Annotated in this window: 12 protein-coding genes and 1 riboswitch; of the genes, 7 read left to right on the top strand and 5 right to left on the bottom strand. The window is 61.4% G+C overall.

The window, feature by feature from the left end; translation table 11 throughout:
- Nucleotides 1–96: 96 nt before the first annotated feature.
- Both J9893_RS21765 and J9893_RS21760 read left to right on the top strand, forming a co-directional pair.
- On the top strand, nt 97–1,566 hold the full coding sequence (locus tag J9893_RS21765) for a transporter substrate-binding domain-containing protein (RefSeq protein ID WP_246875598.1): 1,470 nt from the start codon (nt 97–99) through the stop codon (nt 1,564–1,566).
- Nucleotides 1,520–3,088, top strand: a complete 1,569-nt coding sequence (locus tag J9893_RS21760; RefSeq protein ID WP_319861719.1) for an ATP-binding protein — start codon at nt 1,520–1,522, stop codon at nt 3,086–3,088. Before J9893_RS21765 ends, J9893_RS21760 begins: the two co-directional genes overlap by 47 nt.
- A 31-nt stretch (nt 3,089–3,119) precedes the next feature.
- Here J9893_RS21760 and J9893_RS13910 read toward each other — a convergent pair whose 3' ends face one another.
- Complete coding sequence (locus J9893_RS13910; RefSeq protein ID WP_010672344.1) at nt 3,120–3,560, bottom strand: hypothetical protein; 441 nt, start codon at nt 3,558–3,560, stop codon at nt 3,120–3,122.
- 161 nt (nt 3,561–3,721) lie between these two features.
- Between J9893_RS13910 and J9893_RS13905 the strand changes: the two genes are divergently transcribed.
- The 3 genes from J9893_RS13905 (at nt 3,722) to J9893_RS13895 (ending at nt 7,503) form a co-directional block, all read left to right on the top strand.
- Nucleotides 3,722–5,395: a sensor histidine kinase gene (locus J9893_RS13905; RefSeq protein ID WP_042016184.1), complete on the top strand. Its 1,674-nt coding sequence runs from the start codon at nt 3,722–3,724 to the stop codon at nt 5,393–5,395.
- A gap of 76 nt (nt 5,396–5,471) precedes the next feature.
- Nucleotides 5,472–6,200, top strand: coding sequence for a LytTR family DNA-binding domain-containing protein (locus J9893_RS13900; protein WP_039040685.1), 729 nt, complete (start codon nt 5,472–5,474; stop codon nt 6,198–6,200).
- Between the two features lie 109 nt (nt 6,201–6,309).
- Nucleotides 6,310–7,503 (top strand): MFS transporter, encoded by a 1,194-nt coding sequence (locus tag J9893_RS13895; protein ID WP_039040686.1) that lies wholly within the window; start codon nt 6,310–6,312, stop codon nt 7,501–7,503.
- 72 nt (nt 7,504–7,575) lie between these two features.
- On the opposite strand, the gene J9893_RS13890 is transcribed toward J9893_RS13895, so the two are convergent.
- Nucleotides 7,576–8,700, bottom strand: coding sequence for a 5-(carboxyamino)imidazole ribonucleotide synthase (locus J9893_RS13890; protein WP_143236890.1), 1,125 nt, complete (start codon nt 8,698–8,700; stop codon nt 7,576–7,578).
- Complete coding sequence (purE, locus tag J9893_RS13885; protein WP_029313402.1) at nt 8,697–9,206, bottom strand: 5-(carboxyamino)imidazole ribonucleotide mutase; 510 nt, start codon at nt 9,204–9,206, stop codon at nt 8,697–8,699. The genes J9893_RS13890 and purE overlap by 4 nt, the downstream gene beginning before the upstream one ends.
- Before the next feature lie 207 nt (nt 9,207–9,413).
- Nucleotides 9,414–9,592: riboswitch (cobalamin riboswitch) on the top strand.
- 51 nt (nt 9,593–9,643) lie between these two features.
- On the opposite strand from purE, the gene J9893_RS13880 reads away from it, so the two are divergent.
- Nucleotides 9,644–11,509: a TonB-dependent receptor gene (locus J9893_RS13880; RefSeq protein ID WP_139736264.1), complete on the top strand. Its 1,866-nt coding sequence runs from the start codon at nt 9,644–9,646 to the stop codon at nt 11,507–11,509.
- Nucleotides 11,510–11,617: 108 nt separating this feature from the next.
- On the top strand, nt 11,618–12,406 hold the full coding sequence (gene murI, locus J9893_RS13875) for a glutamate racemase (protein ID WP_143236891.1): 789 nt from the start codon (nt 11,618–11,620) through the stop codon (nt 12,404–12,406).
- 3 nt (nt 12,407–12,409) lie between these two features.
- On the opposite strand, the gene J9893_RS13870 is transcribed toward murI, so the two are convergent.
- Both J9893_RS13870 and J9893_RS13865 read right to left on the bottom strand, forming a co-directional pair.
- Nucleotides 12,410–12,901, bottom strand: coding sequence for an RNA-binding protein (locus J9893_RS13870; protein ID WP_029313407.1), 492 nt, complete (start codon nt 12,899–12,901; stop codon nt 12,410–12,412).
- Between the two features lie 346 nt (nt 12,902–13,247).
- A partial coding sequence (locus tag J9893_RS13865; protein WP_210600024.1) for a hypothetical protein occupies nt 13,248–13,454 on the bottom strand: 207 nt, incomplete at its 5' end.

Raw genomic sequence — 13,454 nt, 5'->3', positions numbered from 1 at the left:
ACTGGGAATAACGCCTTAAATGGCGAAGAAACGGTCTAAATAGGCTGATTCAAGGCATTTACGGGAGAAAAGATCGGCTCAAACTGAAAAAATGAAATGACTGAGTCAGCCGAGAAGAATTTCCCCGCTTATTCGCACCTTCCCTATCAGAGCAGCATTCAATTATTGAAGCCGCTCTATATCGATACCGCCGGTTTTGCCTTTGCCCTCAATCCCAAGGAGCGGCGACTCAAGAGGATCATGGATATCGCGCTGGGGGAGATCCTCGAGGGCAAGCGGGCGGAAGTGGCCAAGCGCTGGAATGGGGGGGGCCTCTCCATCGGTGCCAGCAGAATCGACCTGAGCCGCGAGCAATGGGAATGGCTGAGCAAACGGGAGAAGATCCGGATTGCGGTGAACAGCGGCATCCCGCCCCTCAGTTTCTATGACGTCACCGGTACCATGCACGGCGTGGTCGCCGATCTGCTGCAGGTCATGCGAGCCAAGCTGGGGGTGGAGCTCGAGGTGGTGCCTGCCAAGACGCCGGAGCAGATGACCCAGTTGCTGGATAGCGGCCAGGTGGATGCGGGGGTGTTGAGCCCCTCTGCCGAGCGCAGGAACCGCTATCTGTTCAGCCGGGCCTTTGTCCTCGATCCCCTCTCCTATGTGGTGGGGCTGCGCCACCGGGAGGTCCCCCCTGCATCGCTGCTCAAGATCGGCACCGTGGCCATGGTCAGAGGCTTTATCTCGACCCAGGCCATCGAGGCGGAATACGGCAAGCTGACGTCGCGGCAGTTCGATACGATTGAAGACGCCATGCGCTGTGTGGCGATGGATGTGTGCGATGTGACCATACTGCCGCTGCGGGTGGCCAAGTACTACGTCAACAGCAAATTCCCCGATAGCCTGATCATTACGGGGGAGCTGTTCGATTCCATCCCCATCGGTGCCGCGTTGGCGGTCACCCCCGCGCATCCCTTACTGCGGGACATTCTGGACAAGGTGATTGCCATCATTCCGCCGGATGAGCTGGAAGGGCTCTCCAACCGCTGGCGGGTCAATGTCAAACAGGAGAGTGTCTCCTGGCAGGAGTTGATTCAGGAGTTCGGGGTCTTTATCGCCTTGATCCTGCTGCTGACCCTCTGGGTTGGCCTGTGGGGGCTGTCCCTGCGCAAGCAGATCCGCGAGCGGCGGTTGGTGGAGAGGGCGCTGAGCACCCAGCTCAAGTTCATCGCCGATCTGGTGGACGGGACACCTCACCCCATCTATGCGCGGGATCTGAACGGGATCCTGGTGCTGTGCAACAGCAGCTATGCCAGCTTCCTTGGCGAGCCCAAGGTCGGTCTGCTCGGCACGGGCCTGGACGACGCACGCACGCGCTGGCCTTTTCTTGCTCCCCTGCACGGGGATCTGATGCTTTCCTGTGACAGCCGCCGCGCCCAGGAGGGGGATCACCGTCTGGTCCTGCCGACGGGCGGGGTCGACGTCTATCACTGGGTTCAGCCTTACTACGATCTGGACGGCAATGTGCAGGGGGGGGGTGGGGGGCTGGATCGACGTCAGCAAACGGGTACGCCTGCTCGATGAGCTGGCGGTGGCCAGCCAGGAGGCCCAGGAGGCAAACCGTGCCAAGAGCACCTTCCTCGCGACCATGAGCCACGAGATCCGTACCCCCATGAATGCCATCATCGGCTTGCTGGAACTGGCGCTCAAGCGGGGTCGGCTGCATGAGGAGGATCAGGCCTCCCTCGCCATTGTCCATGGCTCTGCCAGCGATCTGCTGAGCTTCATCGGCGACATCCTGGATATTTCCAAGATCGAGTCTGGCCGGTTTGAACTGGCCCCCGAGCCCCATGACATCGTGACCCTGACAGCGTCGGTCATCACCGTATTCACTGCGCTGGCGAGGCAGAAAAACCTGCGGCTGGAGCTCGTCACGGGCGATCCGTCCTGGGTGCAGATCGATGGTCTTTGTTACAAGCAGGTCGTCTCCAACCTGATCAGTAACGCCATCAAGTACACCGATTGCGGATCGGTCACGGTGACGCTGGCTTCCCGGGTCAGCGATGGCTGGTGTACCGTGCAGCTCACCATTCTGGATACCGGTATCGGCATCGATCAGGCCGAGCAGGCCAGGCTGTTCGAGCCCTTCAGCCAGGCCAGCCAACCCGAGAAAATCCAGCAGTCGGGTACAGGCCTGGGTCTGATGATCTCCCGCTCCCTGTGCGAGACGATGGGCGGCTCCTTGAAACTGGAAAGTACGCCCGGGCAGGGAACCCGGGTCAGTGTCGAGATGAAGCTGCCGGTGGCCGATGCCGTGGCGATGCCCGCTGCGCCTGCACAGGAGCCGGTGGTTGAGCCGGGGCGGCGACTGAAGATCATGGTCGTGGATGATCATCCAGCCAACCGGTTGCTGGTCAGCCAGCAGCTGGCCTATCTGGGTCATGACGCCACGGCCGTCGAGTCGGGAGAAGAGGCGCTGCGGCGGCTGGTCGAAGCCAGGGTGGATGTCGTCATGACCGACTTCAACATGCCCGGCATGAACGGATTCGAGCTGGCTCGTCAGTGCCGTGAGCTGGAGCGGCTGCACGGCTGGCGACGCACCATGATCCTCGGGCTGACGGCCGATGCGCGGCAGGAGCAGATCAATGAAGGGCAGGCGGCAGGGATGGATGACTGTCTGTTCAAGCCCGTCGGACTGGAGGCGCTCGATCACTGCCTGCGTCGGCACATGCAGCGGGAAGAGCAGAGTGACATGGTCGTCTGCATGGAGGAGATCCGGCGGTATCTGGGGCCGCTGACCGCACATCAGTCGACCCTGATGGTGCCTCTGCTGGCCGAGTTTGTGCGGGCCAGTGACGACGATATCGCGAGATTGCAACGGGCCGCGGAGGAGGGGCATGTCGGCCAGTTCATCGACCGTATACATCGCCTGAAAGGGGGCGCCAGGATCATGGGCACTCTGAAACTGGTGGCGACCTGCAGCGAAATAGAATCCTGGGAGCTCGATCAGGCGAGGCTGCCCGAGGCGTTGGCCCGTTTGCAGCAAGAGTACGAGGTCGTTCGGCTGGCGGCGACCCAACTGCAGGTGATGGAAGGGGAGGAATGAAGGCATGGGAACATGCCTTCGGCTCCTGTGGTCAGCCCAGCCAGTACACCATCAACTCATAGGCGGCGTCGCCCACCTGGTCCGGTCTGGCTGACGGGGCCTGATAGCTGAGGTAATAGCGGGTCGCCTGCGCCAGGGGGAGGGCGCGGCTTGCTTCGAGGGGTTGTCCGTTGAGCGCCAGCGTGATCCGGAGATCATCCTGCTGTGGCAGGGAGCCGTAGAGTGCGCGGGCTTGCAAACGATAGGTGGTGTTGAAATCCGGGTGGCTCAGGTCTGCTGCCAGGATCTGGACGGGAGCCTGTGCCGGATCCGAATTGATGGCCTGGAGGCCTGGGTGGGTAAGCGCTACTTCCATGTTGGTCTCTTTGCTGGCGGTGGCCTGCCAGTTCAGCTGGCTCACCTGCGTATTGGCGTGAACGGCGGCACTGCTGCAACCGATCATCACTGCCAGCACCATGCTTTTTTGAAACATAGTTATCTCCTTTGTCGGACTGGGCCCTCCTTGGCGAGGGCCTCCACTTATCGGCGCTTTCCCCGAAAGCTGAACCGCTCTCCCCGGATTCGCCCATGAGTCGGCGGCAGATAAGGGGTATGATCCGCCCCCTGGCGCCATGCCATTGACGGAGGAGAGCCATGCTCGAAAATCAGATGATGTTGTTGGCGGTGTTTGAGCGGGCGGCGCTGATGCTGATGACGCTCTTTCTTCTCACCCGCACCCGGCCGTTTCAGCGATTGTTCCAGAAGCGTGACCACACCCCGGCCGAGCTGGTGCTGGTGGCGGCCATCTTCTGTCTGTTCGCGGTGTTCAGCACCTACACCGGCATTCCGGTGGAGGGGGCCCTCATCAATGTGCGGATCATCGCCATCATCTCGGGCGGCATCCTGTTCGGCCCCTGGGTCGGCATTCCGGCCGGGGTCATCTCGGGGCTGCACCGTTATCTCATCGACATGGATGGCCACACCTCCATTCCCTGTCTCATCGCCAGCATCATCGCCGGCCTGCTGGCCACCTGGCTGCACCTGCGCTGTCGCAAGTCGCGGCTCTGGCTCTATGGCATCCTGGCGGGGATGGCCTGCGAGGGGCTGACCATGCTGCTGATCTGGCAACTGACCGAGCCCCATGCGGTAGGTGTGGAGATAGTCAGTCATATTGCCTACCCGATGATCGCCGGGGCGCTCTGTATCGGGCTCATCATCAAGCTGGTGCAGGATCTGGATGACGAGAAGGAGCTGATTGCCGCCAAGCAGGCCAAGCTGGCGCTCGACATCGCCAACAAGACGTTGCCGTTTTTCCAGAACATCGATCGCCACTCCCTGAGCCAGGTGTGCGGCATCATTCGCAGCGAGATCAGCGCCGATGCGGTGGCCATCACCGATACCCGCGACGTGCTGGCCTATGTGGGGGTGGGCAAGGATTACTACGAGCTGGACGAGCACCACGCCATCAGCGACATGACCCACAAAGCGGTGCTGCTCGACCAGATCATCATCAACAACGATCTGCGCCAGTATCACCTCTCCGATTTCCATTCGGTCATCATTATTCCGCTGCGGGAAAACGGCGCCGTCAGCGGCACCCTCAAGATCTACTACCGCCGCACCCACAGCATCACCAGCTCCCTCAAGGAGATGGCGGTGGGCCTCTCCCAGCTCATCTCCACCCAGATGGAGGTGTCGCGCATCGAGCAGCTCAAGGAGATGACCCGCAAGGCGGAGTTCACCGCGCTGCAGAGCAAGATCAACCCCCACTTCCTGTTCAACGCCCTCAATGCCATCTCGTCGCTGATCCGCATCCGTCCCCAGCAGGCACGCCAGCTGATCGCGAATCTCGCGGACTACCTGCGCTACAACCTCAACAAGGGGGACACCCTCATCGACATCCAGGAGGAGCTGCAGCAGGTGCGCGACTACGTGGCCATCGAGCAGGCCCGCTTCGGCGACAAGCTGGAGGTGGTGTTCGAGGTGGACGACGTGCATATCCAGGTGCCGAGCCTGCTGTTGCAGCCGTTGGTGGAAAACGCCATCCTGCACGGCATCCAGCCCCGCAGTGCGCCGGGTCGGGTCACCATCGAGGTGAAGCAGCTGGCGGGCGGCATCCGGGTCGCGGTGCGCGACACCGGCTACGGCATCAGCCAGGCGGTGATCGACGGGGTCGCCGCCGGTCGGGTGGAGAGCCGCAGCATCGGTCTGATGAACGTGCATCAGCGGGTCAAGCTGCTCTATGGCGACGGCCTGCACCTCAAGCGGCTGGAGCCGGGGACCGAAGTCTGTTTCTATCTGCCTGATCAGGAGGCAATGCCATGCTGAAAGCCATCATAGTGGAAGACGAATGTTTGATACGGGAGGAGCTGGCCTCTCCTGTGCTCCTTATGGGGGCAATGTCATGCTGAAAGCGATCATTGTGGAAGATGAGTATCTGGCCCGCGAGGAGCTGGCCTTTCTGGTGGGGCAGCACAGCAACATCGAGATAGTGGCGAGCTTCGAAGACGGGCTGGAGGCGTTCAAGTATCTGCAGGATCACGAGGTGGACGTGGTGTTTCTGGATATCCAGATCCCCGCCATCGACGGCCTGCTGCTGGCCAAGAACCTGCACAAGTCCAGCCATCCGCCCCACATCGTCTTCGTCACCGCCTACAAGGAGTTTGCGGTGGAGGCGTTCGAGCTGGAGGCATTCGACTACATCCTCAAGCCCTACAACGAGCCGCGTCTCATCAATCTGCTGCAAAAGCTCGAACTGGCGGGCAAGTCCCAGCCCCAGGGTGCGGAGTCCGGGACACCACAGAACCGCACCGTCAATCTGGTGAAGGGGGAGCGCATCATCGTCACCCCCTGCGAGCAGATCTACTACGCGGAAGCCGACGAGAAGCTGACCCATGTCTACACCCGTACCGATCGCTACGTGATGACCATGACCCTCAGCGAGTTCGTCAGTCGGTTGCCTGCCGAGGGGTTCTTTCGTTGCCACCGCTCCTACTGCGTCAACATCAACAAGATCCGCGAGATAGTGCCCTGGTTCAACAGCACCTATCTCATCCGGCTCCATGACCTGCCGTTCGAGGTGCCGGTCAGCCGCAGCAACATCAAGGCGTTCCGTCAGCTGATGCGGCTCTGATTGTCATTCATTCCCGCCGATCTGCATTTCATGCCGTAATCGGTCGGTGGGAGCGGCGTCTTGCCTATAGTGGCCCCAGTTTCCTTAAGGCCATTCCTCGAGACGCATCATGACCAGAGAGCTGAATCGCACCCGTTACCTCACCCTGTTGGGGACCATCATCACCCAGTTCGCGCTGGGATCCGTTTACACCTGGAGCCTGTTCAACGCCCAGCTCTCTGACAAGCTGGACGAGCCGGTGAGCCAGGTCGCCTTCGCCTTCGGCCTGCTCAGCCTCTCCCTGGCGGTGGCCTCCTCCCTGGCAGGCAAGCTGCAGGAGCGGTTCGGGGTGCGCAACGTCACCCTGGGCGCCGGCGTGCTGCTCGGCATCGGCTTCTTCCTCACCGCCCATGCCAGCAACCTGGCGATGCTCTACCTCTGCGCCGGCATCCTGGTCGGTTTTGCCGACGGTACTGGCTACCTGATGACCCTCTCCAACTGCGTGAAGTGGTTCCCGGAGCGCAAGGGGCTCATCTCCGCCTGCTCCATCGGTGCTTATGGCCTCGGCAGCCTGGGCTTCAAGTACATCAACCTGCTGCTGCTTTCCAGCAACGGGCTGGAGACCACCTTCCAGCTGTGGGGGCTGATCGCCATGTCCATGGTGCTGGTGGGTGGCATGCTGATGAAGGATGCACCCAAGCAGGCCGCCGCCGTGCAGCAGAGCGAGAGCCGCGACTTCACCCTGGCCGAGGCGATGCGCAAGCCCCAATACTGGATGCTGGCGCTGATGTTCCTCACCGCCTGCATGAGCGGTCTCTACGTCATCGGCGTGGCCAAGGACATCGGCGAGAAGATGGTGGGCTTGCCGGCCGTGGTCGCCGCCAACGCCGTCGCCATCATCGCCATGGCCAACCTGGGCGGCCGGCTGGTGCTGGGCATCCTCTCCGACAAGATGTCCCGTATCCGGGTCATCACCATCGCCCAGTTGATTACCCTGGCGGGGATGGCGCTGCTGCTGTTCGTGCCGCTCAATGCCAACCTCTTCTTCGTGGCGGTGGCCTGCGTGGCGTTCAGCTTCGGCGGTACCATCACCGTCTACCCCTCGCTGGTGAGCGACTTCTTCGGCCTCAACAACCTGACCAAGAACTACGGCGTTATCTATCTGGGCTTTGGTCTGGGCAGCATCATCGGCTCCATTGTGGCCTCCCTGTTCGGCGGCTTCATGGCGACCTTCAACCTGATCCTGGTGTTGCTGGTGGTTGCCCTGGTGCTCTCCCTCACCATCCGCCTGCCGGCTCCCGTTGCGGCTGTCGACAGGGCCTGACCCCTCTCGCTTCTCAAGTCATAAAAAAAGACCCGGGCCTTGGCCCGGGTCTTTGCATGTCAAGGGGTGGACTCAGCGCGGAGGCAGACCCAGCAGGGCGCGCAGCTGGTGCGCGGTGGCCTCGACGGCGGGCCAGTCACGGCCAGTGACGGTGACGTGGCCCATCTTGCGGCCGGGGCGGGCTTCGCCCTTGCCATAGAGGTGAAGGTGGACCCCGGGCAGGGCCAGGGCGCTAGCCCAGTCCGGCGTGCCGTCTTGCCACAGATCCCCGAGCAGGTTGAGCAGGATGGCGGGCTGAACCTCAGCCTGTGCCGGCAACGGCAGATCGCACAGGGCGCGCACCTGCAACTCGAACTGGCTGCAACCGGCATTGTCGATGCTGGGATGACCCGAATTGTGGGGCCGGGGGGCCATCTCGTTGACCAGCAGCTCACCGCCGACCAGGAAGAACTCCACCGTCAGCACACCCACATAGTCGAGGGCGGCGATGATGTGCTCGGCGATGCGCTGGGCTTCGCGCTCCAGGGCGGGCACATTGGCCGGGGAGCGGGTCTGATCTAGGATGCCGCCGCTGTGCCAGTTCTGCACCAGGGGCAGGGCACTGATGGCACCGCTCGGACTGCGGGCCAGGGTGAGGGCAAACTCCCCCTCCAGTGGCAGGCGTTTTTCCAGCACGCAAGGGACACCGCTGGCGGCCAGGGCCGCTGGCAATTCGCCCGCATTGTGGATAGTCCACTGCCCCTTGCCATCGTAGCCCTCGCGGGCGGTCTTGAGGATGGCGGGGAAGAGGTCGCCGGGCAGGGCGGGCAGCGGCTCGCCGGGCAGCAGGGTCAGGTTCGGGGCAACCGGTACGCCAGCGCGGGTCAGGAAGGCTTTCTCTTCCCGGCGATCCTGACAGACACGTACTGCACTCGCGGCCGGGCGCACCGGCTTGTACTGCTCCAGCAGGGCCAGGGAGGCGGCGGGCACGTTTTCGAACTCGCAGGTGATGGCATCGCAGCGGCTGGCCAGATCGCGCAGGGCATCGGCATCGTCATAGGCGGCAACGATCTGCTCGTCGGCGGCTGCACCGGCGATGCTGATGGGGTCCGGGTCCAGCACGATCACCTTGTAGCCGAGACGGTGGGCAGACATCACGAAGTAGCGGCCGAGCTGGCCGCCACCGAGCATACCCAAAGTGGCGGGGGGCAGTATCATGCCGGCTCCTCCAGGGTGAGCGCCAGCACCCGGTCGCGCTCCTTGGCGCGGAAGCCGTCGAGCTGCTGGTGATAACGGGGAGCGTCGCCATCCTGGGCGACAGAGAGCAGGGACACGGCGAACAGACCGGCATTGGCGGCACCCGCCTCGCCGATGGCGAAGGTGGCGACCGGCACGCCCTTGGGCATCTGCACGATGGATAGCAGGGAATCCATCCCCTTGAGCTGGCGGGTGGGGATGGGCACGCCCAGCACCGGGATCGTGGTCTTGGCGGCCAGCATGCCCGGCAGGTGGGCTGCGCCGCCGGCGCCGGCGATGATGGCGCGCAGACCACGATCGCGCGCACTGGCGGCATATTCAAACAGGAGATCCGGGGTGCGATGGGCGGATACGACGCGCGCTTCATAGGGCACGCCGTGCTCCTTGAGGATGCGGGCGGCGGCCTGCATCACGGGCCAGTCAGAGTCGGAGCCCATTACCAGGCCGATCATAGGGGGGGTCGTCATTACGGCTTCCTCGGATGTCAAACGTTTGCCGCATGTTACCAAAAAGCCGTGGGATCTGGCTCAACATTTCTTGTGTTTGACCCTCTCGAATGACGGTCAACGAGCCTCAAGGTACGAGAGGGGGCGAGGATCTGCACCACTTGACACCGGCTTTGGGTAAAAACGACATTAGAAATCCAGATGGCTATACATCCAAGGCGGCTCTGCCTATAATCCCCCCGCTTTGGCGCATCATGCTTAAAAGGGAATCCGGTGAGAATCCGGAGCTGGCGCGCAGCGGTAAGGGGGAACGAAGCGACATCAGGGCACTGCCGTCAGGTGGGAAGCCGTCGCCGTAGGCCATCAGCCCCCAAGCCCGAAGACCTGCCAAAGTTCGTATTTCGGGCCGAGAGAAACCGGCCACGAAGTAGATGCTTACGCGAACTTAAGGATCTCTCATGTCCAAGACATTATTGGCGGCTGCCCTGTTGCCAACGGCGGCCTTTGCCCAACAACTGACCATCCCCGTCAATCCCACCATGGTGGTGACCGCTACCCGTGTCGCCCAGCCTGCCTCCAGTGTGCTGGCTCCCGTCAACGTGGTGACCCGTGACGAGATCGATCGCCTGCAAGCCCAGACCGTGACCGACGTGGTCAAGACCCTGCCCGGCGTGGAAGTGGTCAGCAACGGCGGCCGCGGCCAGCTCAGCTCGCTTCGGGTACGTGGTGGCACCTCTTCCCAGACCCTGGTGCTGGTGGACGGCGTGCGCAGCGCCTCTCTGACCGCCGGGATGACCGAGCTCAACAACCTGCCCCTCAACCAGGTGGAGCGGATTGAATATATCCGCGGTGCGCGCGCCACCATTTATGGGTCCGATGCCATCGGTGGGGTCATCAACATCATCACTCGCCCGGACCAGGGGACCAATCAGCACAAGTTCAACCTGGGCGCGGGCTCCCACAAGCAGCGTCAGGCTGCCTTCAGCAGCGCCAGCCAGGTGGGTGATGCGGGTCAGATCAAGGTCGCTGGTGGTTTCGATGACGAGACCGGCTACAACGTGCACCCCATCGTCGGGGTGAACGATGGCGACAAGCATGGACACCGGGGCTATAACGCCATGGTGGATTATCAGCAGGCGCTGGCCAGCAACTGGGATCTATTCGGTACGACCCGCTGGTTCCGCAACATTGCCCAGTACGACAGATCCTCTGCCGCTTCCGCCTGGGGCCCGGCGTTTCATCAACGCAACGAGACCTGGACCGAGAACCAGAGCTACCAGCTCGGCTCCCGCTATCATGACGAGCGCTACCTGAGCGAACTGCGCGGCGCCTTCTCCAAACAGGATGCCTACGACTACCCGGATACCAGCGGCCGCGATCAGTCCGCTGATCGACTCTATACCCGTCAATACACTCTGAACTGGGTCAACAGCGTCAAACTGGACGAGAGCTGGACCCTGGGGGGCGGCGCCGACTGGCAGCGCGACATGCTGGACGATAGTTCCCGCTCCTCTGGCGTCGCCTTCCCGAGTGACGCCGATGAGCGTGACAACACCGGGCTCTATGCCCTGGCCCAGTTTGACAACCAGGTCTGGCAGGCCGAGCTGAGCGGTCGCAGCGATGACAACGAGCAGTTCGGACGTCACAACACCTGGCAAACCGGCGCTGGCTGGCGCTTCGTTGAGGATTATCGCCTCAGTGCCCGTTACGGCACCGGTTTCCGTGCCCCCTCCTTCAACGATCTCTACTACCCGGGGTCCGGCAATCCTGATCTGAAGCCGGAAGAGTCGAAAAGCCACGAGTTGATGCTGGACGGACAGACCGCAGGTGTGGAGTGGCGCTTGACCGGTTATCGCAACGACTTCGAGCAGATGATCCAGTGGGCACCGGACAGCCAGGGCATGTGGACGCCGCAAAACGTCGGCAAGGCGCGGATTGAAGGGGTTGAACTGGAAGGGGAGTTCGAGACCGGCTGGCTGAGCCATCGCGTTTCCGCCGAATACAAGGATCCCAAGGACAAGGCCACCGACAAGCAGTTGCAGCTGATCTCCCGCAAGGGGGCCAAGTGGGTGAGCCAGGCGCAGTGGCAGCAGTTCGATGGCTCCCTGAGCTGGATCTACCAGGGTGAGCGTTATGGTGACGCGGCCAATACCACCCAGCTGGGCGGTTACAGCGTGTGGAACCTGGCGGTGGGCTATCAGGTTGCACCGTCCTGGAAGGTCTCCGGCAAGATCAGCAACCTGCTGGACAAGGAATACCAGACCTCGGTGGGTTACCCGGCTGACGAGCGTGCCTACTATGTGACGGTGGACTACGCACTCTGATCCCCTTGTCTGGATCTGAAAAATCAGGGGCCCTGCCATTGGCAGGGCCTTTTCTATTGGCGCCGGGCGGGAGTATGATCGCGGCCTCGCATTCAAGGGGGAGCTCAGGTGGCCAATATTCTCGTGTTCGACTCCGGTATGGGCGGTCTGACCGTCTATGGGGAGATCCGTCGCGCTCTGCCGGAGCACAACTATTTCTACAGTTTCGACAATGCCCACTTTCCCTATGGCGAGCTGAGTGAGGCGGCCCTCATCGAGGCTTGTACCGGACTGGTCAGCCACATGGTGGCCGAGCACGCCATTGATCTGGTGGTGATCGCCTGCAATACCGCCAGCACCATTGCCCTGCCATCCCTGCGTACCGCACTCAGCATTCCCGTGGTCGGCGTGGTCCCCGCGATCAAGCCTGCCGCCGCCCAGACCCGTAACGGCTACATCGGTCTGCTGGCAACGCCCGGCACCGTCAGCCGTGACTATACCCATGAACTCATTGCCCAGTTCGCCCCGGGCAAGCATGTGCTGCTGAAGGGGGCAACCGAACTGGTTATCGAAGCCGAGCGCAAGCTGGCGGGGTTGCCGGTCAATATGGCCCTGCTCAGAGAGGTGCTCGCAGACTGGATGGAAGGGGAGGAGAGGCCGGATACCCTGGTGCTGGGATGTACCCACTTCCCCTTGCTCAACGAAGAGATCAAACAGCTGATGCCGGAATGCCAACTGGTCGATTCGGGTCTTGCCGTGGCAAGGCGGGTGGCGCATCTGCTGGCGACACTGCCGGTCCAGGCGCCTGGCGAGGGGACGGGACGTGCCTACTGCACGCGACTGGATGCAGGGGCCCAGAAACTGACAGCCCCCTTGCAAGCTTGGGGGCTGTCGTCACTCGAAGAAGTGGTGTACTGAATATCAGGCGTCGACGTCGTTGACGTCCTTCTCATCCCGGTCCCGCTTGTCATTTGCTTCACGCACTTTCAGGGTGCGCTGCTGATACTCCTTGTCATTGAGCGCGGCGATGGCCTTGGCCGCATCGGCGACAGGCATCTCCACAAACCCGAAGCCCCTGCGTTTGCCGGTGGCCTTGTCCTTCATCAGACGAACTGACAGTACCTGACCTTGCTCGGCAAAGAGTTCGCGCACCGCAATCTCGTTGGCGCGATAGGGCAGGTTGCCTACATATAAGGTACAGGTCTCCTGGCTGGTCGCCTGTTCGAGGGCGGTGGCAGGCGCACGGTTAAGGAAGAGCGGTACCACGAAACCGCCAATGGCCAGACCGGCGGCAAAAATGACTTCGACTTTCAGAGAGAACTGCAGGGCCTGGGCAACCAGATAGCCGAGCAGCGCCAATACCAGAGCAAGAACTGCTGCCTGCACATAAACGGGAAACTTGGATAAATTCATCTTTAAAGACCTTTTGTAAATGAAAGCAAAAAAGGTGCAACACTCTATTCACCTTCATGGTAACCAGCTTTACGACCAGACGCTACCATGGACCACTTGAGGCAAATTATCCGCTTCAGTATGGCATTCCTTCAGCCAAGAAGATCCTGATAAATGCCAATAAAAGAGGGCTGAAATCATCAGCTTGTGGATAACATTGTATATATACACTGGGTAAGTTGTTTCTAACTGGATAATTTGAAGTTTCCGTGACTTTCTTCAAAAAATCCCTTGTCATCGTAACCGGCCTCCCTATAATGCGCCCCTACCAGCACGGCGGAACACGCCAACCTGATGAGCCAGCTTCCTAGCGAAGTGGGCGCCGAAAGAAAAGCGAAAACAACTGCTTGACTTTCGAAGTGAGGAGCGTAAGATGCGCCTCCTCAACGCGATAAGCGTGACGCTCTTTAACAATTTGAATCAAGCAATCTGTGTGGGCACTCACAGCATCGAGCATCAAAAACAATTTTTGATTTTCAATGTCTGATGAAGTGACCAAAGCAACGAAAGTTGC

It is taken from the genome of Aeromonas sp. MaB10011B (assembly GCF_017939325.1).
Lineage (GTDB): Bacteria > Pseudomonadota > Gammaproteobacteria > Enterobacterales > Aeromonadaceae > Aeromonas > Aeromonas caviae.
Note: the sequence above shows the minus strand (reverse complement) of the source record. Positions and strands in the feature narration are given on the sequence as shown.

Excerpts from the sequence above, each read along its gene's own strand:
- J9893_RS21765 (WP_246875598.1), top strand. The coding sequence starts at position 97 with ATGACTGAGTCAGCCGAGAAGAATTTCCCCGCTTATTCGCACCTTCCC.
- J9893_RS13910 (WP_010672344.1), bottom strand. The coding sequence starts at position 3,560 with ATGTTTCAAAAAAGCATGGTGCTGGCAGTGATGATCGGTTGCAGCAGT.
- J9893_RS13905 (WP_042016184.1), top strand. The coding sequence starts at position 3,722 with ATGCTCGAAAATCAGATGATGTTGTTGGCGGTGTTTGAGCGGGCGGCG.
- J9893_RS13900 (WP_039040685.1), top strand. The coding sequence starts at position 5,472 with ATGCTGAAAGCGATCATTGTGGAAGATGAGTATCTGGCCCGCGAGGAG.
- J9893_RS13895 (WP_039040686.1), top strand. The coding sequence starts at position 6,310 with ATGACCAGAGAGCTGAATCGCACCCGTTACCTCACCCTGTTGGGGACC.
- J9893_RS13890 (WP_143236890.1), bottom strand. The coding sequence starts at position 8,700 with ATGATACTGCCCCCCGCCACTTTGGGTATGCTCGGTGGCGGCCAGCTC.
- purE (WP_029313402.1), bottom strand. The coding sequence starts at position 9,206 with ATGACGACCCCCCCTATGATCGGCCTGGTAATGGGCTCCGACTCTGAC.
- J9893_RS13880 (WP_139736264.1), top strand. The coding sequence starts at position 9,644 with ATGTCCAAGACATTATTGGCGGCTGCCCTGTTGCCAACGGCGGCCTTT.
- J9893_RS13870 (WP_029313407.1), bottom strand. The coding sequence starts at position 12,901 with ATGAATTTATCCAAGTTTCCCGTTTATGTGCAGGCAGCAGTTCTTGCT.